Origin of the sequence: Pseudomonas fortuita (assembly GCF_026898135.2) — a bacterium.
Classification (GTDB): domain Bacteria; phylum Pseudomonadota; class Gammaproteobacteria; order Pseudomonadales; family Pseudomonadaceae; genus Aquipseudomonas; species Aquipseudomonas fortuita.
Genome location: NZ_CP114035.2, coordinates 5,936,962 through 5,958,121, shown reverse-complemented (window position 1 = coordinate 5,958,121; position 21,160 = coordinate 5,936,962). Strand labels below are relative to the sequence as shown.

Annotated in this window: 21 protein-coding genes; 7 read left to right on the top strand and 14 right to left on the bottom strand. The window is 62.9% G+C overall.

The window, feature by feature from the left end; genetic code table 11:
- The first annotated feature begins 25 nt into the window (after window positions 1–25).
- Window positions 26–838 (top strand): thiazole synthase, encoded by an 813-nt coding sequence (locus tag OZ911_RS27160; RefSeq protein ID WP_016489647.1) that lies wholly within the window; start codon window positions 26–28, stop codon window positions 836–838.
- 9 nt (window positions 839–847) lie between these two features.
- Window positions 848–1,570: a tRNA (guanosine(46)-N7)-methyltransferase TrmB gene (trmB, locus tag OZ911_RS27155; RefSeq protein ID WP_060516925.1), complete on the top strand. Its 723-nt coding sequence runs from the start codon at window positions 848–850 to the stop codon at window positions 1,568–1,570.
- Window positions 1,571–1,774: 204 nt separating this feature from the next.
- Here the strand turns inward: trmB and OZ911_RS27150 are convergent, their stop codons facing one another.
- The 9 genes from OZ911_RS27150 to OZ911_RS27110 form a co-directional block, all read right to left on the bottom strand.
- Complete coding sequence (locus OZ911_RS27150) at window positions 1,775–2,101, bottom strand: DUF3392 family protein (protein WP_016489645.1); 327 nt, start codon at window positions 2,099–2,101, stop codon at window positions 1,775–1,777.
- 9 nt (window positions 2,102–2,110) lie between these two features.
- Window positions 2,111–3,286, bottom strand: a complete 1,176-nt coding sequence (gene hemW, locus OZ911_RS27145; protein ID WP_016489644.1) for a radical SAM family heme chaperone HemW — start codon at window positions 3,284–3,286, stop codon at window positions 2,111–2,113.
- Window positions 3,283–3,879: an RdgB/HAM1 family non-canonical purine NTP pyrophosphatase gene (rdgB, locus tag OZ911_RS27140; protein WP_019097207.1), complete on the bottom strand. Its 597-nt coding sequence runs from the start codon at window positions 3,877–3,879 to the stop codon at window positions 3,283–3,285. Before rdgB ends, hemW begins: the two co-directional genes overlap by 4 nt.
- Window positions 3,876–4,310: a DUF4426 domain-containing protein gene (locus OZ911_RS27135; protein WP_016489642.1), complete on the bottom strand. Its 435-nt coding sequence runs from the start codon at window positions 4,308–4,310 to the stop codon at window positions 3,876–3,878. Before OZ911_RS27135 ends, rdgB begins: the two co-directional genes overlap by 4 nt.
- A 22-nt stretch (window positions 4,311–4,332) precedes the next feature.
- The gene (metW, locus tag OZ911_RS27130; RefSeq protein ID WP_016489641.1) at window positions 4,333–4,953 is read right to left on the bottom strand and encodes a methionine biosynthesis protein MetW; all 621 of its coding nucleotides are present in this window, start codon (window positions 4,951–4,953) and stop codon (window positions 4,333–4,335) included.
- 7 nt (window positions 4,954–4,960) lie between these two features.
- Window positions 4,961–6,100 carry a homoserine O-succinyltransferase MetX gene (metX, locus tag OZ911_RS27125; RefSeq protein WP_016489640.1) on the bottom strand — a complete coding sequence of 380 codons (1,140 nt, stop codon included), beginning with the start codon at window positions 6,098–6,100 and terminating at the stop codon, window positions 4,961–4,963.
- An 88-nt stretch (window positions 6,101–6,188) separates the two neighbouring features.
- Window positions 6,189–6,779: a YggT family protein gene (locus OZ911_RS27120; protein ID WP_016489639.1), complete on the bottom strand. Its 591-nt coding sequence runs from the start codon at window positions 6,777–6,779 to the stop codon at window positions 6,189–6,191.
- A gap of 10 nt (window positions 6,780–6,789) precedes the next feature.
- Window positions 6,790–7,608: a pyrroline-5-carboxylate reductase gene (proC, locus tag OZ911_RS27115; protein ID WP_016489638.1), complete on the bottom strand. Its 819-nt coding sequence runs from the start codon at window positions 7,606–7,608 to the stop codon at window positions 6,790–6,792.
- Window positions 7,609–7,646: 38 nt separating this feature from the next.
- Window positions 7,647–8,333, bottom strand: coding sequence for a YggS family pyridoxal phosphate-dependent enzyme (locus OZ911_RS27110; RefSeq protein WP_070086783.1), 687 nt, complete (start codon window positions 8,331–8,333; stop codon window positions 7,647–7,649).
- A 65-nt stretch (window positions 8,334–8,398) separates the two neighbouring features.
- On the opposite strand from OZ911_RS27110, the gene OZ911_RS27105 reads away from it, so the two are divergent.
- On the top strand, window positions 8,399–9,394 hold the full coding sequence (locus tag OZ911_RS27105) for a type IV pilus twitching motility protein PilT (RefSeq protein WP_016489636.1): 996 nt from the start codon (window positions 8,399–8,401) through the stop codon (window positions 9,392–9,394).
- Window positions 9,395–9,447: 53 nt separating this feature from the next.
- Here OZ911_RS27105 and OZ911_RS27100 read toward each other — a convergent pair whose 3' ends face one another.
- Window positions 9,448–10,074, bottom strand: coding sequence for a C40 family peptidase (locus OZ911_RS27100; protein WP_016489635.1), 627 nt, complete (start codon window positions 10,072–10,074; stop codon window positions 9,448–9,450).
- Between the two features lie 166 nt (window positions 10,075–10,240).
- On the opposite strand from OZ911_RS27100, the gene OZ911_RS27095 reads away from it, so the two are divergent.
- Window positions 10,241–10,657 carry an NINE protein gene (locus OZ911_RS27095; protein ID WP_016489634.1) on the top strand — a complete coding sequence of 139 codons (417 nt, stop codon included), beginning with the start codon at window positions 10,241–10,243 and terminating at the stop codon, window positions 10,655–10,657.
- A gap of 66 nt (window positions 10,658–10,723) precedes the next feature.
- On the opposite strand, the gene OZ911_RS27090 is transcribed toward OZ911_RS27095, so the two are convergent.
- From OZ911_RS27090 to OZ911_RS27080, 3 genes are all read right to left on the bottom strand, one after another.
- Window positions 10,724–11,422 carry an SPOR domain-containing protein gene (locus OZ911_RS27090; protein WP_016489633.1) on the bottom strand — a complete coding sequence of 233 codons (699 nt, stop codon included), beginning with the start codon at window positions 11,420–11,422 and terminating at the stop codon, window positions 10,724–10,726.
- Between the two features lies 1 nt (window position 11,423).
- Window positions 11,424–13,160, bottom strand: a complete 1,737-nt coding sequence (argS, locus tag OZ911_RS27085) for an arginine--tRNA ligase (protein WP_016489632.1) — start codon at window positions 13,158–13,160, stop codon at window positions 11,424–11,426.
- 120 nt (window positions 13,161–13,280) lie between these two features.
- Window positions 13,281–15,500 (bottom strand): primosomal protein N', encoded by a 2,220-nt coding sequence (locus OZ911_RS27080; RefSeq protein WP_070086782.1) that lies wholly within the window; start codon window positions 15,498–15,500, stop codon window positions 13,281–13,283.
- Window positions 15,501–15,667: 167 nt separating this feature from the next.
- On the opposite strand from OZ911_RS27080, the gene rpmE reads away from it, so the two are divergent.
- From rpmE to OZ911_RS27065, 3 genes are all read left to right on the top strand, one after another.
- A complete protein-coding gene (rpmE, locus tag OZ911_RS27075) occupies window positions 15,668–15,883 on the top strand; it encodes a 50S ribosomal protein L31 (RefSeq protein ID WP_016489630.1) in 216 nt (71 codons plus the stop codon).
- Between the two features lie 2 nt (window positions 15,884–15,885).
- Window positions 15,886–16,707 carry a thermonuclease family protein gene (locus tag OZ911_RS27070; protein WP_023048610.1) on the top strand — a complete coding sequence of 274 codons (822 nt, stop codon included), beginning with the start codon at window positions 15,886–15,888 and terminating at the stop codon, window positions 16,705–16,707.
- Window positions 16,708–16,885: 178 nt separating this feature from the next.
- Window positions 16,886–18,154, top strand: a complete 1,269-nt coding sequence (locus OZ911_RS27065) for a malic enzyme-like NAD(P)-binding protein (RefSeq protein ID WP_024717569.1) — start codon at window positions 16,886–16,888, stop codon at window positions 18,152–18,154.
- Between the two features lie 409 nt (window positions 18,155–18,563).
- On the opposite strand, the gene OZ911_RS27060 is transcribed toward OZ911_RS27065, so the two are convergent.
- Window positions 18,564–21,014: a penicillin-binding protein 1A gene (locus OZ911_RS27060; RefSeq protein ID WP_371918298.1), complete on the bottom strand. Its 2,451-nt coding sequence runs from the start codon at window positions 21,012–21,014 to the stop codon at window positions 18,564–18,566.
- Window positions 21,015–21,160 lie beyond the last annotated feature (146 nt).

Sequence of the window (21,160 nt, the reverse complement as noted above, 5' to 3'; positions counted from 1 at the left end):
AGCAACCTTTTCCCGAGGAACAACGATGAGCAACGTTCGTAGCGACAAGCCCTTCACCCTGGCCGGGCGTACTTTTCAGTCGCGCCTGCTGGTCGGTACCGGCAAGTACCGTGACATGGAAGAAACCCGCCTGGCCACCGAGGCCTCGGGTGCCGAAATCGTCACCGTCGCCGTGCGCCGCACCAACCTTGGTCAGAATGCGGGCGAGCCGAACCTGCTCGACGTACTGTCGCCCGACAAGTACACCATCCTGCCGAACACTGCAGGCTGCTTTGACGCGGTAGAAGCGGTACGTACCTGCCGTCTGGCCCGCGAACTGCTCGACGGGCGCAAATCGCACGAGTCCCGGACGCTGGTAAAGCTGGAAGTGCTGGCCGACCAGAAAACCCTGTTCCCCAATGTGATCGAAACCCTCAAGGCCGCCGAAGTGCTGGTCAAGGAAGGTTTCGACGTGATGGTGTACACCAGCGACGACCCGATCATCGCCCGCCAGCTGGCTGAAGCCGGCTGCATCGCGGTCATGCCGCTGGCTGGCCTGATTGGCACTGGCCTGGGTATCTGCAACCCCTACAACCTGCAGATCATTCTGGAAGAGTCCAAGGTGCCGGTGCTGGTCGATGCCGGCGTAGGTACTGCTTCCGACGCCACCATCGCAATGGAAATGGGTTGCGAGGCGGTGCTGATGAACTCGGCCATCGCCCACGCCCAGCAGCCGGTGCTGATGGCCGAAGCCATGAAGCACGCCATTGTCGCCGGTCGCATGGCCTACCTGGCCGGCCGTATGCCGAAGAAACTCTATGCCAGCGCCTCTTCGCCGCTGGATGGTCTGATCAAGTAAGAGCTCCTGATGACTGAATCGCACGATACGCCGATCACTCCCGACGGCGAAGCCCGCCCACACCGCCGCATCAAGAGCTTCGTGATGCGCGCCGGGCGCATGACCGAAGGCCAGCAACGCGGCCTGGATCAGGGCGGCCCGCTGTACATCCTGCCGCTGGCCGACAGCCCGGTGGACTATGACCAGGTATTCGGCCGGTCGGCGCCGCGCACCCTGGAGATCGGCTTCGGCATGGGCCATTCCTTGCTGGAAATGGCTGCTGCCGCACCTGAGCAGGACTTCATCGGTGTGGAAGTGCACCGCCCGGGTGTAGGTGCGCTGCTCAACGGCGTACTGACCCAGGGGCTTAAGAACCTGCGTGTATACGACTGCGATGCCATCGAAGTGCTGAACCGCTGTGTGGCGGACAACAGCCTCGACCGCCTGATGCTGTTCTTCCCCGACCCTTGGCACAAGGCGCGCCACCACAAGCGCCGCATCGTACAGCTTGAGTTTGCCGAGCTGGTCCGTCGCAAGCTCAAGCCTGGTGGCGTGTTCCACATGGCCACCGACTGGGAACCGTATGCCGAGTACATGCTGGAAGTGATGAGCGCCGCCCCGGGCTACCGCAACCGTGCGGCTGACGGCACCTACGTGCCACGCCCGGAAGAGCGCCCGATCACCAAATTCGAGCGCCGCGGTGAGCGGCTGGGGCATGGGGTGTGGGATTTGAAGTTCGAGAAGGCGGATTGATCGGCTGATCTGGCCTTTCGATGTGCTGGTGCTTGCAGAAATGCAGGCGAAAAAAACCGCCTTGAGAAAGGCGGTTTTTTTGTGAGCGCCAGGACTGAGTATCCTTGGCTCTGAGACTTCACCTCAAACATCCCCACAGAAATTACGCAACCGTCAAGATTTTGAGCAAGGCAGTGGCCCTTGCAAGGGCCTTTGTAGATGGAATCAACCCCTGCGATCAGCCACCACGCCAATCAAGACCAGCACCACCAGCAACACCGGCGCCAGCGCGTAGTTGTTGAACTGGCCCAACCCCTTCACTACCCACGGCGTGGCATAGATTAGCGCTGCACCGCTGCCGACCACCACCATCAGCGCCATGAACGGCACCCGCAGTGCGCCCGCCAGCCCACCCAGGCGTTGCTCGGCCCAGGCTTTGACATCGGTGCCGAACAGCACCAGCAGGCAGCCTACCAAGGCCAGTGAAATCTCCGACAGGTTGCTGCGGCTCCAGCGGGAAACCGTCGCGAGCAGATCAAGTACCAGATCCATGGGTCATCCTTAGGTCAAGAAATACTGCAGCAGGTCATTGAGAAACAACTGGCCCCTTGGCGTGGCTGCCAGTCGATCCGGTTCGACCTGTAAAAGGCCCTTTTGTTCGGCGGCGCGGCGTGCCTCGCGCAGCTGTGCCAGCGGCAATCCCGTGCGCTGGGTGAACAGTTCGGCCTCCACGCCATCGGTAAGCCGCAGGGCGTTCATCAGGAATTCGAACGGCAGCTCGTCGACCGGCAGCAGCTTCTCGCCGGCCTTGAACGGTTTGGCCAGGTTAAGGTAGTCCTTGGGCAGGCGGGTTTTCCAGGTGCGCAGGATGCGCCCGTCGGCGAAGGTCAGTTTGCCGTGGGCACCGGCACCAATACCTATGAAGTCGCCGAAACGCCAGTAGTTGAGGTTGTGTTGCGCAGCACGGCCCGCCTGGGCGTAGGCCGAGACTTCGTACTGGCGGAACCCGTGCTTGGCCATCAATGCCTGGCCGGCTTCCTGGATGTCCCAGAGGATGTCGTCTTCGGGCAGCTCTGGCGGCTGGTTCCAGAACACCGTGTTCGGCTCCACGGTCAGCTGGTACCAAGACAGGTGCGTCGGCCCAAGGTCGATGGCCTGTCGCAGGTCGCCCAGTGCGTCATCCAGTGATTGGTCGGGCAGGCCATGCATCAGGTCCATGTTGAAGTTGTCGAAGCCCGCGGCACGCGCCATGCCGGCGGCACGGACTGCTTCGTCACCATTGTGTATGCGCCCCAGTGCCTCCAGCTTGGCGGCCTGGAAGCTCTGTACGCCGATGGACAGGCGGTTGATGCCGGTTTGCCGGTAGGCCTTGAACTTGTCCTGCTCGAACGTGCCCGGGTTGGCCTCCAGCGTGATTTCGATGTCTGGGGCAAACGGGATGCGTTGTTCCACGCCGCGTAGCAGCCGGCCCAAGGCGTTGGCACTGAACAGGCTGGGCGTACCGCCACCAAAGAAGATCGAGCTGATCGGGCGGCCCTGTACCGCGGCCTGCTCCTGGTCCAGGTCGTCCAGCAGGGCTGTGACGTAGGCGTCTTCGGGCAGTTCAGGCCCGGCAGCGTGGGAGTTGAAGTCGCAATATGGGCATTTGCGCACGCACCACGGTATGTGGATGTACAGCGCCAGCGGCGGCAGGCTGGTAAAGCCCGCCGCGCCGGGTGAAGACAGCGTTGCGATCATGCCAGGCCCAGACGTTGGCGCAGCAGGGCCATGGCACGGGCGCGGTGGCTGAGCTGGTTTTTATCCACAGGGGCCAGGTCGGCGCTGGAGCAGTTGCGCTCCGGTACCCAGAACAGCGGGTCATAGCCAAAGCCGTGCTCACCGCTGGCCTCGAACAGGATGCTGCCGTGCCACAGGCCTTCGCACAGGATCGGCAGCGGGTCGTCGGCATGGCGCACCAGCGCCAGGACGCAGACGAACTGTGCGCCGCGTTCGGCCTCGGGCACGTCTTTCAGGGCCTCGAGCAGTTTGGCGTTGTTCGCCGCGTCACCCTTGCCGTCGGCATAGCGTGCCGAGTAAATGCCCGGCGCCCCACCGAGGAAGTCCACGGCCAGGCCGGAATCGTCGGCCAAGGCGGGCAGGCCGGAAATACGCGCGGCATTGCGTGCCTTGAGGATGGCGTTCTCGACGAACGACAGGCCGGTTTCTTCGGGCTCGACCTGGCTGAACTCACCAATCGAGCGCAGCTGGACGGACTGGCCGAGCATGGCCTGGAGTTCCTTGAGTTTGCCGGCGTTATGGCTGGCCAATACGAGTTGCTGGAAATTCATCATTCGCCTGGGAAAACTTCCTGATTGAAACTGAGGGAGTTGCTGATGCCGCCGGTTTCGATGTTCAGGTCGAAGGTGACGGTTTCTGGCTGTTCGATCTTGAACTGAGCGATGTAGTACACCGCGCCCTGTTCGGTAACCTGCTTGAATGACAGCGGGCTGCTGCGCCCGGTCAGGTCCTTGACTGTGCCGCTGACCAGCGCCGGGGCGGGCTTGCCGGCCTTGAGCACGGCAATGTTGAGCACGCCCTGGTTCTTGCTGCGCACCAGGCCGGTGGCTGCGGCCACCTCGGGTGTGAGCATGCTTGATGTGAATGCGCTGTAGTGCACCGTCACGTCGCCAAACACTTCCTTGCGCTCGGGCCGGGCGGCATCGGCAGCCAGTACCGGCAATGCCAGGCACAGGCTGAACAGGAACAGGGCTAGGCGACGCATGGTGCGATTCCTCCAGTGGGCGTCAGACGGCGAGCTGATGTTCTTGCAGGGCCGGGCTGCTGACGCGATAGATGCCGATTTCACCTAGAAGATTAGGCCATAGCCGGCCACCCCACCCGTTGCGGTGCAAGTGATCGACGGCCAGGCGGTCTAGTACCTTGGCCCTGCGTTCGTGCACCAGTTCTTCGAAGTCGGCGAAGGTGCAGAAGTGGATGTTCGGCGTGTTGTACCAGGTATACGGCATGAAGTCCGATACTGGCATGCGGCCTTTGGTCGCCAGGTACCAGCGGCAGCGCCAGTGGCCGAAGTTGGGGAAGGTGATGATGCACTGGCGGCCCACGCGCAGCATCTCGTCGAGGATGCGGTCGGGGTACTCCACGGCCTGCAGGGCCTGGGTCATGATCACGACGTCGAAGCTGTTGCTGGCAAAGTTGCCCAGACCCTTGTCCAGGTCCTGCTCGATAACGTTGACGCCTTTGGCCACGCAGGCGGCGATGTTGTCGGCGTCGATTTCCAGGCCATAGCCGGTGACCTGTTTACGGTCACGCAGCGAGGCCAGCAGTTCGCCGCTGCCGCAGCCCAGGTCAAGTACCCGGCTGCCGGCGGGGATCCAGTCGTGGATGATTTCCAGATCGGCTCTCATGCTGTCCTCAGATGACAATGCGGTTCATGTAGTTCGAGAAGCCCTGCATATAGCGAGGTGTAGGGATCAGGAAGGCATCGTGCCCGTAAGGCGAGTCGATCTCCAGGTAGCAGACGTTCTTGCGTGCAGCCATCAGGGCGTCGACGATCTCGCGCGAACGGGCCGGCGAGAAGCGCCAGTCGGTGGTGAACGACATGATGCAGTAATCCGCTTTGACGTGGGCCAGGGTAGCGGCCAGGTCGCCGCCTTGGGCTGCGGCCGGGTCGAAATAGTCCAGCGCCTTGGTCATCAGCAGGTAGGTGTTGGCATCGAAACGGCCGGAAAACTCCTCGCCCTGGTAGCGCAGGTAGCTTTCGACCTGGAACTCGACGCTGTGGAAGTCGTAGTTGAGCTTGTCGCTCTTCAGCTCGCGGCCGAATTTTTCGCCCATCGAGTCGTCGGACAGGTAGGTGATATGGCCGACCATGCGTGCCAGCATCAGGCCGCGTTTGGGAATCACGCCCTGGTCCTGGAACGAACCGCCGTGGAATTCGGGGTCGGTGAGGATTGCCTGGCGAGCCACTTCGTTGAAGGCGATGTTCTGCGCCGACAGCTTGGGGGCCGAGGCGATGTCGACGCAATGGCGCACACGCTCCGGGTAGCTGATGGTCCATTGCAGTGCCTGCATGCCGCCCAGGCTGCCGCCGACCACAGCGGCCCATTGCTGGATGCCCAGGCGCTCGCCCAGGCGCACCTGGCTGTGCACCCAGTCCTCTACGGTCAGTACCGGGAAGTCGGCGCCATAAGGCTTGCCGGTGGCCGGGTTGACGCTGCTGGGGCCGGTGCTGCCGTTGCAGCCGCCAAGGTTGTTCAGGCTGACGACGAAGAAGCGGTTGGTGTCGATCGGTTTGCCAGGGCCAATGCAGCTGTCCCACCAGCCTGGTTTGCGGTCGGTGGCGGCATGATAGCCAGCGGCATGGTGGTGGCCGGACAGGGCATGGCAGATGAGCACGGCGTTGCTCGCGCTGGCGTTCAGGGTGCCATAGGTCTCGTAGACCAGCTCGTAACTGGCCAGGGAGCGGCCACAAGCCAGTGCCAGCGGTTCATCGAACCGGGCGGTTTGCGGTACTACCAGACCGACGGAATCTTCGGGAAAGACAGTGGACATCGACCCTGCTCACGCTTGACGGAGGCGTAAGTCTAAAGAGCGCTACCCCCAGCGGCAAGCAAAGGCTTGCCGCTGGAAGCAACCAGGGTCAGATCATGCGCCACAGTTCTTGTGGCATGCCTGCGTAGGCGGCCAGCGGGGGCATGACGAACGACTGGATTACCTGGATCGCCAGGAAGGCGAAGATCGGCGAGATGTCCATGCCGCCCAGGTTGGGCACGATGCGGCGGAACGGTGCCAGCACCGGTTCGCTGATCTGGTAGGCCAGTTCCGCTGCCGGGTTGTGACTGTTGGGGGCAACCCAGGACACGATCACCATGACAATCATCGCCACCCAGAAAATTTTCAGGAACAGCGAGGTGATGCCAATGATCGCCCACATCAGCAGGTGCAGGACGTCACCGAAGGTGCCGTAGGTGACCATCAGCACAAAGCCCATCAGCAGCGCCTGGATTACGATCGCCAGCAACAGCGACGAGGTGTCCAGCCCGCCGATGCTGGGGATGATCCGGCGGATCGGCTTGAGCAGCGGCTGCGTGGCACGCACAGCGAACTGGCACAGCGGGTTATAGAAGTTGGCTTTGACCAGTTGCAGGACAAAACGCAGCAGGACGATCACCAGGTAGAGGCTGACCAGGGTTTGCACCACGAAGATCGCGGCGCCAGACAGTGCATTCATCTAAAGCTCCTTATTTGCCCAGTTGTTCGGCCAGCTCGGCGGAGCGCGTGGCCGCAGCCTGCAGTGCCTGCTCGACGATGGCTTCGAAGCCGCTGGCCTGGAACGACTTGATGGCCGCTTCGGTGGTGCCGGCGGGCGAGGTGACGCGGCGGCGCAGCTCGGCGGCATCGACATCGCTTGCAACCGCCATGCGGGCAGCACCAAGGGCAGTCTGCAAGGTCAGCTGGGAGGCGGTTTCACGTGGCAGGCCGAGTTTTTCGCCCGCTGCCGTCATGGCCTCAATCAGCAGGAAGAAATACGCAGGGCCGCTGCCGGATACAGCGGTCACAGCGTCCAGTTGTTGTTCCTGCTCCAGCCACAGGGCAGTGCCGACGGCCGACAGCAGCTGTTCGGCCTGCTGGCGCTGCGCGTCGGACACTTCAGCGGTGGCGTACAGGCCGCTTACGCCCTGGCGCAGCAGCGCTGGGGTATTGGGCATGCAGCGCACCACCGGGCGAGCGCCCACCCAGCTTTGCAGGCTGGCACAGGTGATGCCGGCGGCGATGGAAACGATCAGCTGGCCATCCTGCAGGTGGGGTTGCAGGGCCTGGCACACGGTTTTCATGACCTGCGGCTTGACCGCCAGCACGATGACGTCAGCGCCGTCGATGGCCTGGGCGTTGTGCTCGAAGGTTTCGATGCCGTGCTCGGCCTGGATACGGGTGCGGGTCTCGACGCCCGGGTCGCTGGCGCGGATCTGCGAGGCGTCCAGGCCCTGGGCACGCAAACCACCGATCAGGCTGGCGGCCATGTTGCCGGCGCCGATAAAGGCAATACGTGTCTTGCTCATGTCAGGTCCTTGTGGGGAAGAGTGAGTAAAGCATGGAGTCAGTGTTGGCCGTAGTCGCGGGCGCCGAACAGGGCGGTACCAATGCGTACCCAGGTCGCACCCTGTGCAATAGCCGCTTCAAGGTCGTGGCTCATGCCCATGGAGAGCGTGTCCAGGCCAAGGCCCAGGCTTTCCTGCAGCTGGCGCAAGCGGGCGAACGCTGCCTCTTGGGCGGCGCGGTCGTCGGTGGGCTCGGGGATTGCCATCAGCCCACGCAAGCGCAGGTTGGGCAGCCCGGCCACTGCCTGGGCCAGGGCCGGAAGGTCAGCGGGGGCGCAGCCAGACTTGCTGTCTTCGCCGCTCACGTTCACTTGCAGGCAGAGATTCAGTGGCGCCAGGCCGGCAGGGCGCTGCTCGCACAGGCGTTGGGCAATTTTCAGGCGGTCCACGGAATGCACCCAGTCGAAATGCTCGGCGATGGCTTTGGTCTTGTTCGACTGAATGGGGCCGATGAAGTGCCAGATCAAGGGCAGGTCGCTTAGCGCCTGCTGCTTTGTCAGCGCTTCTTGTAGGTAATTTTCCCCGACATCGCGCACGCCAGCGGCGTGGATTTCGCGAATGGCGCTGGCGGGCTTGGTCTTGCTCACGGCCAGCAACTGGACGCTGGCCGGATCGCGCCCGGCAGCCTGGGCAGCGCTGGCAATACGGGCGGAAATAGCGGAAAGGTTGTCTGCTAGGGTGGACATGGACGGATGCCGACGGCTGTAGGGTCTGCGGCATTCTACCTACTTGAAGGCCTTTGGGGAGTCTCATGGATGTGACCGACCTGTTGGCCCGTGCTGTGGATGCAGGGGCTTCGGACCTGCACCTGGCGGCGGGTCAGATCCCGATGCTGCGCCTTGAGGGCGACTTGCAGCGCCTGGACATGCCGGCGTTGGTGCCGGCAGACCTGGCCGACGGCATGGCGGCCTTGCTGGCTGAACGCCAACGGCGGCAATGGGCAGAGGGCGATGAGTTGGACCTGGCGCTGCAGCTGCCCGCCCTGGGCCGTTTTCGGCTGAACCTGTTTCGCCAGTTGAACGGCCCTGCGGTTACCTTCCGGTTGATCCCGGGGCGGATCGCCACGGTCGGTGAACTCGACCTAGGGGATGTGTATCAAGCTGTTGCGCAGTGCACTGATGGCCTGGTCCTGGTAGGTGGGCCTACGGGCAGTGGCAAGTCCAGCACCCTGGCGACCTTGCTCGACCAACTGAACCGCGACCGGGCGCTGCATATCATCACCCTCGAAGACCCCGTCGAAGTTATCCACAGCAGCCAGCGCAGCCTGATCAATCAGCGTGAGATTGGCCGCCATAGCGGCGGGTTCGCCCAGGGTCTGCGCAGTGCGCTGCGCCAGGACCCTGATGTGATCATGATCGGTGAGCTACGGGACCTGGAATCCGTTCGCCTGGCCTTGCGCGCCGCCGAGACCGGGCACCTGGTGCTGGCGACCGTGCATACGCGCTCGGCGGCCAGCAGCATTGACCGATTGGTGGAGGTATTTGCTGCCGAGGAAAAACCGTTGGTGCGGGCAATGCTGGCCGAATCGTTACGCCTCGTGGTGGTGCAGACGCTGGTCCGGCGTGTGGACGGTGGGCGGGTGGCGGCGCGGGAAGTGCTGGTGGCGACGCCGGCGGTGCGCAACCTGGTTCGGGAGGGGCGAATGGCGCAGTTATGTTCGGTGATGCAGGGCGGGGCGTCGCAGGGGATGCGGACGATGGAAGGGGCGATGCGGGGGCTTAAGGAGAGCGGACTGATCAGAGGGTGATAGTGCATGCTCAGGCCTCTTCGCGGGCGTGCCCGCGAAGAGGCCGGGCGCTGTTAGCGCTTGGCCAGGTTCAGCTGCTGCTGTTCCTTCGGCAGCACCCGCTTGGCCACTACGTAGTGCTTCTGCCAGTACGGCTTGCTCAGGTTGTCGATGCTTACCCGCTTGCCACGCCGGGGTGCGTGGATGAAGCGGTCGTTGCCCAGGTAGATGGCAACATGGTTTACGCGGCGGCTCTTGATGTTGAAGAAGATCAGGTCACCAGGCTTCAGGTCACCCTTGGCTACCTTGACGCCGTGGCCCTGGGCCATGGCATTGGAGGTGCGCGGCAGGTCGACGTCAGCGACATCGTTGAAGGCGTATTTAACCAGCCCGCTGCAGTCAAAGCCTTTTTTCGGGCTGCTGCCACCCCAAACATAAGGGGTGCCGAGCACATTCACCGCACGGCTAAGCACATCGCTGCTCTGCTTCGGCGACATGGCAGCGACAGGCAAGCCGCGGTTGCTGGCGGCATTGCCTGGTCGCGTGCGCAGGGAGGTCTGTTTGACCGGCGCGTGTTTCACCGAGGCATTGGAGGTATAGCCGGTGAAACCATTAGGAAGACGTTGCTCACGATTGGTGGCGTGGGCGGCCAGGGGCAATAATAGGCAGAGGGTCAGCCATGTCTTGATCAAAGGCGGCATAGATGAAGCTCTTATGAATAGTTATGTGTTGGACGCGCAACTTTATAACAGCTTTTTGATCAATCTTTGATCCGTTGGTCGATTGCCCAGGTGCCGTACGTCGGCCTGCAACGAGAAAGTCACATTTTTTTTTAGAAAATTTTCGGATAACCCACGAGGGCTATGCATGAACAGTTATCAACAGGGGGCGCCCTTTCACGACACCCATAGCAAGACCATCGGTTACCTGCTGTGGATTTTCGGCTTCACCGGGTCGCATCGGTTCTATTACGGCAAGCCGATTACCGGAACCCTCTGGTTCTTTACATTCGGCCTGCTGGGCATCGGTTGGCTGATCGACCTGTTTCTGATCCCGTCCATGGACCGTGAAGCCGATCTGCGGTTCCAGTCTGGTCGCATCGATTACAACATCGCCTGGGTTCTGCTGACCTTCCTTGGGGTGTTCGGCCTGCACCGGCTGTACCAAGGCAAATGGATCACCGCGATCATTTACTTCTTTACTGGCGGCTTGTTCCTGGTGGGGGTGCTGTACGACTTCTGGACATTGAACAGCCAGGTGTCCGAGCGCAACGCCTTGCGTTGAAATGCTTTGCGGGTAATGAAAAAGGCCTTGTCGCACCGAAGCGGCAAGGCCTTTTTTGTTGCTGGGTTACTGCCGGGTCTGCCGTTGTTGCAGCAGCAGGTTGGTGAACCCGGCCCCGGCCAGTTGCTTCTGCGCGCCGGTCAGTTGCTCGCGGTTGCTGAAGGGCCCGACCAGTACGCGGTACCAGGTCTCGTCCTTGACCGTACCCGACTCCACCTTCACCGACTGGCCCAGCAGGATGATCTGCGCGCGGACCTTGTCGGCATCGGCCTGCTTGCGGAACGAGCCGGCCTGCAGGAAATACTGGGTGGTCGCTGCCGGCTTGATCACCGGCGGGGGCGGTGGCGGGGTCTGGCCCAGCAATGCCGCCTGCGCGCGCGCGGTGTCGATCTTCGCAGCTTCTGCCGGCGTTACCGGGGTCACCGGCTGGGCGGGTACCGGTGGTGTCTTCTCGGGCACGGCCTCCGGTGGCACGATCACCTCGGACTCTGGCAGCAGCGTGTAGAAGTCATACTTCGGCTTCACGGGCTGCTGTGGGGTGGCCTGCGCAGGCTTGCTGGCTTCGGCCGCTTTCTCCACCTTCTGTTGCTCGGGCTTGGCGCGCTTGATGTCTTCGCCGCCTGGCTCGAGCTTCATCAGGAACACGATAAACGCGCCGACGGTGAGGCCGACGGCCATCCATACCCAACCAGGGATCGGCTGTTTGGCCGGCGCCGTCTGGCGGCTGGCGCCGCGTTTGGGGGCGGGTTTTTTCTTGGCAGCCAACTTACATGCGCTCCAGGGTTTCCAGGCCGAGCAGTTCCAGACCTTGTTTGAGGGTGCGGCCGGTCAGGGCGGCCAGACGCAGGCGGCTCTGCTGTTGTTCCGGGGTTTCGGCGGCCAGGATCGGGCAGTTCTCGTAGAAGCTGGAGAACAGGCCGGCCAGGTCGTACAGGTAGCTGCACAGCACATGCGGCGTGCCTTTTTCGGCGACGCTGTTGAGGGTTTCGCCAAACTGGGCCAGGCGCGCAGCCAGGTCCTGCTCGTGGGGGGCCTGCAGCACGATCTTGCCGTCGACTTCGTCAAAGCCCTTGCCCAGCTTGCGGAACACGCCGGCTACGCGGGTGTAGGCGTACAGCAGGTATGGAGCGGTGTTGCCTTCGAAGTTGAGCATCAGCTCGAAGTTGAAGCTGTAGTCGCTGGTGCGGTGCTTGGACAGGTCGGCGTACTTCACTGCGCCAATGCCCACCACTTCGCCGATGTGGCGCAGATCTTCGTCGGCCAGGCTCGGGTTCTTTTCCTTGACCAGCGCGTAGGCACGCTCCTTGGCCTCGGTGAGCAGGTCGATCAGCTTGACGGTGCCGCCGTCGCGGGTCTTGAACGGGCGGCCGTCGGCGCCGTTCATGGTGCCGAAGCCCATGTGCTCCATCTGCATCGGGTGGCCGACAAAGCCTGCGCGGCGGGCGACTTCGAACACCTGGTTAAAATGCAGGGCCTGACGCTGGTCGACAAAGTACAGGGCGCGATCAGCGTGGAGTACGTTGCTGCGGTAGCGCACGGCGGCCAGGTCGGTGGTGGCGTACAGGTAGCCGCCGTCGGCTTTCTGCACGATCACCGGCAGAGGTTCGCCTTCGCTGTTCTTGAATTCCTCGAGGAACACGCATTGGGCGCCTTGGTCCTCGACCAACAGGCCCTTGGCCTTGAGCTCGGCTACCACGTTAGCCAGGTCGTCGTTGTACGCGCTTTCGCCCATCACGTCGGCCATGGTCAGCTTGACGTTGAGCAGCTCGTAGGTCTTCTGGCAGTGCGACAGCGAAATGTCCTTGAAGCGTGTCCACAGGGCCAGGCACTCGGGGTCGCCGGCCTGCAGCTTGACCACCAGGCCACGGGCGCGATTGGCGAACTCTTCCGATTCGTCGAAGCGTTTCTTCGCCGCCCGGTAGAAGTTTTCCAGGTCTGACAGCTCGTCACTGGTGATCGGGTTTTCCTGCAGGTAGGCCATCAGCATGCCGAACTGGGTACCCCAGTCGCCGACGTGGTTCTGGCGAATGACGTTGTCACCCAAAAATTCCAGCACGCGTGCGACGCTGTCACCGATGATGGTCGAGCGCAGGTGGCCGACGTGCATCTCTTTGGCCAGGTTTGGCGCCGACATGTCGATGACGACCTTTTCGCTCGGGCCGGCCTTGCGCACGCCCAGGTGGTCATCGGCCAGGGCAGCATCCAGGCGGTTGGCCAAGGCGTCGGTGTTCTGGAAGAAGTTGAGGAAGCCGGGGCCAGCGATTTCCACCTTGCTGATGTCGGCGCTGGCCGGCAGGGCGGCGATCAGTTTTTCGGCCAGGTCGCGTGGCTTCATGCCTGCCTGCTTGGCCAGCATCATGGCGATGTTGCTGGCGAAGTCGCCGTGGGTCTTGTCCCGGGCGTTTTCCACCTGGATCGCCGGCGACAGCCCTTCAGGCAGCACACCGTCGGTGACGAGTTGGGTGAGGGCTTGCTGGATCAGCTGGCGAATGGTGTCTTTCATGGGGATCTCTTTTCGACCGCAAGCGCGGTGAGCGCCTGGATGCGCAGGTGGAAAAACTGGGCATTATCCGTTGCCGGGAGCGGGTTGCCAACCTTTGGGGCTGCAAAGCAGCGCCAGACGTCAATACAGGTCGACCGGGTCGACGTCCAGCGACCAACGTACCTGGCGCCCGCTGGGCATCTGCTCCAACACTAGCAACCAGGCGCTGATGAGTCGATGCAAAGGCGCCCGGGTATTGGCCTGTATCAACAGTTGCGCGCGGAAGCGCCCGGCGCGGCGCTCCATGGGCGCCGGCACCGGGCCCAGCAGTTCGATGCCCGGCAGGTGTTGCTCGGCGACCAGGCGCTCGGCGGCGGCGCAGGCTTCGTCGAGAAAGCCTTCGGCCTGCCCCGGCTTGTGCGCTTCGGCGCGTAGCAGGGCCAGGTGGGAGTAGGGCGGCAGCCCGGCGGCGCGGCGTTCGTCCAGGGCCTGTTCGGCAAAGGCGAAGTAGCCCTGCTCGGTAAGCTGCACCAACAGCGGGTGGTCGGCCAGGTGGGTCTGGATGATGACCTTGCCTGGCTCTTCGGCCCGCCCGGCCCTGCCGGCCACCTGCACGATCAGCTGCGCCATGCGCTCACTGGCGCGAAAATCACCCGAGAACAGCCCGCCATCGGCATCGAGGATGGCCACCAGGGTCACCCGGGGGAAATGGTGACCCTTGGCAAGCATCTGCGTACCGACAAGGATGCTCGGCTGGCCCCGCTGAATAGTCGTGAACAGGTTGTGCATGGCGTCTTTGCGCGCTGTGCTGTCGCGGTCCACCCGCAGGATCGGGTAGTCCGGAAACAGCACTTTCAGGCGCTCTTCGGCCCGCTCGGTGCCTGCGCCGACCGGGCGCAGGTCCACGTGGTTGCACTGCGGGCACTGGTGCGGCAGGCGTTCGTCATAGCCGCAGTGGTGGCAGCGCAGCACGCCAGAACGCTGGTGCACGGTCATGCGTGCATCACAGCGCGGGCACTCGGACAGCCAGCCACAATCGTGGCACAGCAAGGTCGGGGCGAAGCCGCGGCGGTTGAGGAACACCAGCACTTGCTGGCCTGCTTCCAGGGTCTGGCGGATGGCTTGTTGCAACGGGCCGCTGATGCCGCTGTCCAGTGGCAGGCTCTTTACATCCAGGCGCAACATGCGCGGCGGGCGGGCTCCGCCAGCGCGCTGGTTCATGCGCAGCAGGCGGTAACGGCCGGTAAGGGCGTTGTGCAGGGTTTCCAGCGACGGCGTGGCAGAGCCGAGCAGGATCGGGATGTTTTCCTGGTGGGCGCGCACCAGTGCCAGGTCGCGGGCGTGGTAGCGCAGCCCTTCCTGCTGTTTATAGGAGCCGTCGTGCTCCTCGTCGATGATGATCAGGCCGGGGTTTTTCATCGGTGTGAACAATGCCGAGCGGGTGCCGATGATGATGTCGGCTTCGCCGTCCCGGGCAGCCAGCCAGGCGTCCAGGCGCTCGCGGTCGTTCACTGCCGAATGCAGCAGGGCGATGCGGGCGTTGAAGCGTTGCTCGAAGCGCGCCAGGGTCTGTGGGCCGAGGTTGATCTCCGGAATCAGCACCAGCGCCTGTTTGCCGGCTTCCAGGGTTTCACGAATCAGCTGCAGGTAGACCTCGGTCTTGCCGCTACCGGTAACGCCCGCCAGCAGGAACGCGCCAAAGCCTCCGAAGCCTTCGCGCACAGCATCAAAGGCGTCGCGTTGCTCCTCGTTGAGCGGCAATTCCGGCTGCGCCAGCCAGTGTTCGTGGCGTAGCCCCGGCAGGTGCCGGCGTACTTCAATCTGTACCAGTTCCTTGGCCAACAGCAGGTCGAGGCTGTCCTTGTTCAGGTTGAGCTTGGCCAGCAGGCTGTGGGCCACGCCGTGCGGGTGCTGGGCCAGGGTCTTGAGCGCGTCGCGCTGGCGTGGCGCGCGGGCGATGCGCGGGTCTTCCAGGCGGGCGCCGGGGGCGACGTGCCAGAAGCGCTCCTGGCGCATCTCGGCGGGCTCGCCTTGGCGCAATAATGTCGGCAGGGCCCAGCTCAGGGTGTCGCCCAGGCTGTGCTGGTAGTACTGGGCGGTCCACAGGCACAGCTTGAACAGCGATGGCGGGATCGGTGATACCGGATCGAGCAGGGCGCTGGCCGGCTTGAGCTTGTCGGCGGGCACCTCGCTTTGCGCGCATACCTCCACCAGCACGCCGATCATTTCGCGGCGGCCGAATGGCACGCGAATGCGCATGCCCGGGGTCAAGGCCTGGCGCGCCATGCTCGCGGGTGCCTTGTAGTCGAACAGGCGACGCAGCGGGGAGGGCAGGGCAAGGCGCAGGATGACGTCGGGCACGCGGAAGGTCTCGGAGGGCGTATCAAAGACTGGCGAGCCTAGCAGACGACGGCCGGTGCAAGCGACAACTTGCACTGACGCAGCGCTCTGGTATTATTTGCCGCCTAATTACGTGCGGTATTCAACAATTGGTGTTGGATGGCGGCACGCAGCTCGAGGAAGCGACCATGAAAGAAGGTATCCACCCGAACTATGAAGTAGTTGCAGTCACCTGCAGCTGCGGCAACAAGTTCGAAAGCCGTTCGACCCTGGGCAACACCCTGTCGATCGACGTTTGCAACCTGTGCCACCCGTTCTACACCGGTAAGCAGAAAGTCCTGGACACCGGTGGTCGCGTACAGAAGTTCGCCGATCGCTTCGGCATGTTCGGTGCCAAGAAGTAATCATGCGCATGGCGAACCCCTCGGGTTTCGCATTGCTGCACAAAAAAGCGTCCCTTGTGGGCGCTTTTTTTATGGGCGTCATCTGGCATTTCCCGGCGCTGGCGTTCTGCCCGCTGCCGCAGCAGGCGCAGCAAGTGGTTGTGCGCCAGGTAGTGGATGGCGATACCTTGCGCCTGGTTGATGGCCGCAGCGTGCGGCTGATCGGCATCAATGCTCCGGAAATTGGCCGCAAAGGGCGCACCAGCGAGCCCTATGCCGAGGCTGCCAGGCGGCGCCTCCAAGCATTGGTCAACGCCAGTGACGGGCGCATCGGGCTGGTACCGGGCGTTGAGGAAAAAGACAAGTATGGCCGCACACTGGCGCATATCTACGGCATCAGTGGGGACAATATTGAAGCACGGTTGCTCAGCGAGGGTTTGGGCTACCGGGTGGCAGTTGCCCCCAATGTAAGCCTCAGCGGCTGCCAGCAGGTTGCCGAGCAAGCAGCGCGCAAGGCCGGCAATGGTGTGTGGCGGCGCTCGCCTGTGGTGGCTGCAGCCGATGTCAGGCAGTCGGGTTTCGCGGTGGTCAGTGGCCGCATCAGGGGTGTCGAGCGCAACCGTGGCGGGGTCTGGTTGACCCTGGACGAGGCTGTTGTGCTACAGGTTCCCACTCGTCTGCAACGCAACTTCCCCGCCAGCTTCTTCGATAATCTCAAGGGACGCCAGGTCGAAGCGCGTGGCTGGGTGCTGGATCGTTCCCGCAAGGGCGGCCTCAAGCCTGGGCAGCGACGCTGGGTATTGCCATTGACCGATCCGAGCATGTTGGAGCGTGTTTCAGGCTAAAAGATGTAGACATTTCGCTATTGGATTGTACACACTGTGAGCCGTATGCCCCCGTGGGTTATAGCGTAAAGTCGTAGGCTAAAGGCCTTGACACAAGTGACCGACCAGTCTTGTGACTCCCCGGCTCTTTGCGTATCCTCGGCGGTCCGTCAGAACAGTAAATAGCGGAATGCCCACCATGTCAGACCTGAAAACCGCCGCTCTCGAATATCACGCTCACCCTCGTCCGGGGAAACTGAGCGTCGAACTCTCCAAGCCCACTGCCACCGCCCGTGATCTCGCCCTGGCCTACAGCCCAGGTGTTGCTGAGCCCGTGCGTGAAATTGGCCGTGATCCAGAGCTGGCTTACAAATACACCGGTAAAGGTAACCTGGTTGCGGTGATTTCCGATGGCACCGCCATCCTCGGTCTGGGTGACCTCGGCCCACTGGCTTCCAAGCCGGTCATGGAAGGCAAGGGTGTTCTGTTCAAGCGTTTCGCGGGTATTGACGTGTTCGACATCGAAGTCGAATCGGAAAGCCCACAAGCGTTCATCGACACTGTCCGCCGCATCTCGATCACCTTCGGTGGCATCAACCTTGAAGACATCAAGGCGCCAGAGTGCTTCGAAATCGAGCGCACCCTGATTGAACAGTGCGACATCCCGGTGTTCCACGATGACCAGCACGGTACCGCCATCGTTACCGCGGCCGGCATGATCAACGCCCTGGAAATCGCCGGCAAAAAGCTCGAAGACGCCAAGATCGTCTGCCTGGGTGCCGGTGCTGCCGCCATCTCCTGCATGAAGCTGCTGGTGAGCATGGGTGGCAAGGTCGAAAACATCTTCATGATCGACCGCAGCGGTGTCATCCACGCTGGCCGTGACGACCTGAACCAGTACAAGGCACAGTTCGCTCACGCTACCGACAAGCGCACCCTGGCTGACGCACTCGACGGTGCGGACGTGTTCGTAGGCCTGTCCGGCCCGAACCTGCTCAGCCCGGAAGGCCTGAAGTCGATGGCTGCCAACCCGATCGTGTTCGCCTGCTCGAACCCGGACCCGGAAATTTCGCCAGAGCTGGCGCACGCCACTCGCAGCGACGTGATCATGGCTACCGGTCGTTCCGACTACCCGAACCAGGTCAACAACGTACTGGGCTTCCCGTTCATTTTCCGTGGTGCTCTGGACGTTCGTGCCAAGCGTATCAACGAAGAAATGAAGATCGCCGCGGCCATCGCCCTGAAAGACCTGGCCAAGCTGCCAGTGCCGAAGGAAGTGTGCGAAGCCTACGGTGTCGAAGGCCTGGAGTTCGGTCGTGAGTACATCATTCCGAAGCCGCTGGACGCACGCCTGATCACTGTCGTTTCCGACGCTGTGGCCAAGGCCGCTATCGAATCCGGTGTGGCTACCCTGCCGTATCCGAAGCACTACCCGCTCACCAGCGTGGATGACGTGTTCAAGGGCTGATTACCCCACCCCTGTCGCGACACAAAAAGCCCCGGCTCGCATGAGCCGGGGCTTTTTGTTGGGCCGTTGGAATGCGTCAGGGCTGCCAGGTGTTCGTCAGGGTACTTGTGGCGCCTATGAGACCGAGCGCCGCCCGCGCGGCGCATCGCGACGCAAGGCCGCTCCCACATTTGTTGCAACGTGGCCATGTCTGTGAGGCCATGGTTGTCAGCCTTGCTGGCATGACTGGATTTGGAGGTGGGCACTGATGCCGCCCTGCCTGTCTCAAGGCATGCACCCAGGCGGGCAACCATGGCTTGGCAGGTTCGGCACGTTGCAACAGATGTGGGAGCGGCCTTGCGTCGCGATGCGCCGCGCGGGCGGCGCTCGATTCACGCGCCCACGCAAAACCTGAGTCAGGCGCCCTGCCTTAAAACAGGTCCATCGGCGCCGCTTCATCGGCCGGCAGCGGGCTGCCCGGTGCTGCGCCATTGCCCAGTTCGTCCACCGAGGGTGGCGAATCTTCGGCCTTGAACAGCTCGAAGAAGGCATTCGGCGTGCTCGGGGAGGCAGCACGGCCGCTGACCGGGTCGACGCGCAAGCTGAGGATGCCTTCAGGTTCTGCTGGCGCATGCGCCGGCTTGTCCTTGAGTGCCGCGCCCATGAAGCTCATCCAGATCGGCAGCGCCGCCGTGCCACCGTACTCGCGGCGGCCGAGGGTTTCCGGCTGATCGAAACCGACCCATACCGTGGTCACATAATCGGCGTTGTAGCCGGAGAACCAGGCATCTTTGGACTCGTTGGTAGTGCCCGTCTTGCCTGCCAGGTCGGTGCGGCCCAGGGCCAGCGCCCGGCGCCCGGTACCGCGTTTGATCACGTCTTGCAGCATGCTGGTGAGGATATAGGTGGTGCGCCCGTCGATGATCTGTTCGGCCACAGCCGGCGCTTGCGGTGCGGCGGCCACCTGGTTGAAGGCAGAAGGTGCCTCACCTGGCATGGCCGCGGTGCTGATCGGCTGCTCGGGAGCCGCCAGGCCAGCCTGATCCTGGGCCCCTTGGGGGACGCGGGCCGGGTTGGCGGTGAACAGTGTTTCGCCGCTGCGGCTTTCGATGCGCTCGATCAGGTATGGGCTGATCTTGTAGCCGCCGTTGGCGAAGGTGCTCCAGCCTGTGGCGATTTCCATAGGGGTCAGGGTGGCGGTGCCCAAGGCCAGCGACAGGTTGCGCGGCAGGTCCTGCTTGTTGAAACCGAACTTGGCGATGTAGTCGATGGTGCGGTCTACACCCATGGCCTGCAGCAGGCGAATCGACACCAGGTTGCGCGACTTGTACAGGGCTTCGCGCATGCGGATCGGGCCGAGGAAGGTGTTGGTGTCGTTCTTCGGTCGCCATACTTTGTCCACGGATTCGTCGACGAACACGATCGGCGCATCGTTGACCAGAGTGGATGCGGTGTAGCCGCTGTCCAGTGCGGCGCTGTAGATGAACGGCTTGAAGCTCGAACCCGGCTGACGCTTGGCCTGCATGGCGCGGTTGTAGTTGCTCTGCTCGAACGAGAAGCCGCCAACCAGTGCACGAATGGCACCGTTGTAAGGGTCGAGGGTGACCAGCGCACTTTGCGCGCCAGGCACCTGGCTGAACTTGAGCTTGCCGTCTTCCAGGCGCTGCAGGCGTACCAGGTCACCGACCTGTGCCACGTCGGCCGGCGATTGTGGTGCGCGGCCCTGGGCGTTGCTGTTGATGAACGGGCGCGCCCACTTCATGGTGTCCCAGGCCACTTCGGCTTGCTGGCCGTCCCGGGTCAGTACCTGGAGGCCGGTTTTATCGACATGGGTAACGATGGCCGGTTCCAGGCCACCCAAGGTGCGCTGCTTGCCCAGTTCCTGTAGCCAGGCTGCCTGGGTACGCCCCGGAAAGCGTGCTTCGGGGCCGCGGTAGCCGTGGCGCTCATCGTAGTCGGACAGGCCTTTGAGGATGGCCTTGTTGGCCATTTCCTGCATGTCGCTGGGCACCGTGGTGGTAACGCGGAAACCTTCGGTGTAGGCCTCGCTGCCGTAGCGCCCGACCATTTCGGCGCGGGCCATTTCGGCGATGTAAGGCGCATTCACCTCAGGCGTCGGCACGTGGTAGCTGGCATTGAGCGGCTCAGCCAGGGCCGCCTGGTAGCTGGCCTGGTCGATCTTGCCCAGCTTGTACATGCGGCCGAGGATCCAGTCGCGGCGCTCCTTGGCGCGCACCGGGTTGGCCAGCGGGTTGAAGCGTGACGGTGCCTTGGGCAGGCCGGCGATCATCGCCATCTGCGCCAGGCTCACGTCGCGGATCGATTTGCCGTAGTACACCTGCGCGGCGGCGTCGATGCCGTAGGCGCGGTTGCCCAGGTAGATCTTGTTCACGTAAAGCTCAAGGATTTCGTCCTTGGTCAGCTCACGTTCGATCTGCAGTGCCAGCAGGATTTCGTTGGTCTTGCGCGAGAAGCTGCGTTCGCTGGTGAGGAAGAAGTTTTTCGCCACCTGCATGGTGATGGTGCTGCCGCCGGTCTGGATATGCCCGGTTTTCACCAGCTGGGTCGCCGCGCGCATCAGGCTGCTGGGGTCGACACCATAGTGATTGAGGAAATTGTCGTCCTCGGCTGACAGAAGCGCCTGAATGAACTGTGGCGGAATTTCTGCGAAGCGGATCGGCGAACGACGCATTTCGCCGAACTCGGCAATCAGCTTGCCGTCGCTGCTGTACACCCTGAGGGGGATCTGCAACTGGATGCTTCTGAGGGACTCGACCGAGGGCAGGCTGGGGCTAAGATACAGAAACGCACCGCTCACACCGAGTACGAGCGCGCAAATGACGGCGACGGAAGACCACCAGAAGAACTTCAGCAGGCGTATCAAGGCTTTTCGGTGTCCAGGTTGGGAGTGAGTTGCACGCAGGTCCGGCGGACCAGAAAACGCTGGGCATTATAAGCATTTTTTCGCCCCTCCGGGTTACCGGCCAGGCTGTCCGTCGCCTCGATGGGCAGGCCGGGCCTGGTGTT

Excerpts from the sequence above, each read along its gene's own strand:
- OZ911_RS27160 (WP_016489647.1), top strand. The coding sequence starts at position 26 with ATGAGCAACGTTCGTAGCGACAAGCCCTTCACCCTGGCCGGGCGTACT.
- trmB (WP_060516925.1), top strand. The coding sequence starts at position 848 with ATGACTGAATCGCACGATACGCCGATCACTCCCGACGGCGAAGCCCGC.
- OZ911_RS27150 (WP_016489645.1), bottom strand. The coding sequence starts at position 2,101 with ATGGATCTGGTACTTGATCTGCTCGCGACGGTTTCCCGCTGGAGCCGC.
- hemW (WP_016489644.1), bottom strand. The coding sequence starts at position 3,286 with ATGATCGCAACGCTGTCTTCACCCGGCGCGGCGGGCTTTACCAGCCTG.
- rdgB (WP_019097207.1), bottom strand. The coding sequence starts at position 3,879 with ATGATGAATTTCCAGCAACTCGTATTGGCCAGCCATAACGCCGGCAAA.
- OZ911_RS27135 (WP_016489642.1), bottom strand. The coding sequence starts at position 4,310 with ATGCGTCGCCTAGCCCTGTTCCTGTTCAGCCTGTGCCTGGCATTGCCG.
- metW (WP_016489641.1), bottom strand. The coding sequence starts at position 4,953 with ATGAGAGCCGATCTGGAAATCATCCACGACTGGATCCCCGCCGGCAGC.
- metX (WP_016489640.1), bottom strand. The coding sequence starts at position 6,100 with ATGTCCACTGTCTTTCCCGAAGATTCCGTCGGTCTGGTAGTACCGCAA.
- OZ911_RS27120 (WP_016489639.1), bottom strand. The coding sequence starts at position 6,779 with ATGAATGCACTGTCTGGCGCCGCGATCTTCGTGGTGCAAACCCTGGTC.
- proC (WP_016489638.1), bottom strand. The coding sequence starts at position 7,608 with ATGAGCAAGACACGTATTGCCTTTATCGGCGCCGGCAACATGGCCGCC.
- OZ911_RS27110 (WP_070086783.1), bottom strand. The coding sequence starts at position 8,333 with ATGTCCACCCTAGCAGACAACCTTTCCGCTATTTCCGCCCGTATTGCC.
- OZ911_RS27105 (WP_016489636.1), top strand. The coding sequence starts at position 8,399 with ATGGATGTGACCGACCTGTTGGCCCGTGCTGTGGATGCAGGGGCTTCG.
- OZ911_RS27100 (WP_016489635.1), bottom strand. The coding sequence starts at position 10,074 with ATGCCGCCTTTGATCAAGACATGGCTGACCCTCTGCCTATTATTGCCC.
- OZ911_RS27095 (WP_016489634.1), top strand. The coding sequence starts at position 10,241 with ATGAACAGTTATCAACAGGGGGCGCCCTTTCACGACACCCATAGCAAG.
- argS (WP_016489632.1), bottom strand. The coding sequence starts at position 13,160 with ATGAAAGACACCATTCGCCAGCTGATCCAGCAAGCCCTCACCCAACTC.
- rpmE (WP_016489630.1), top strand. The coding sequence starts at position 15,668 with ATGAAAGAAGGTATCCACCCGAACTATGAAGTAGTTGCAGTCACCTGC.
- OZ911_RS27070 (WP_023048610.1), top strand. The coding sequence starts at position 15,886 with ATGCGCATGGCGAACCCCTCGGGTTTCGCATTGCTGCACAAAAAAGCG.
- OZ911_RS27065 (WP_024717569.1), top strand. The coding sequence starts at position 16,886 with ATGTCAGACCTGAAAACCGCCGCTCTCGAATATCACGCTCACCCTCGT.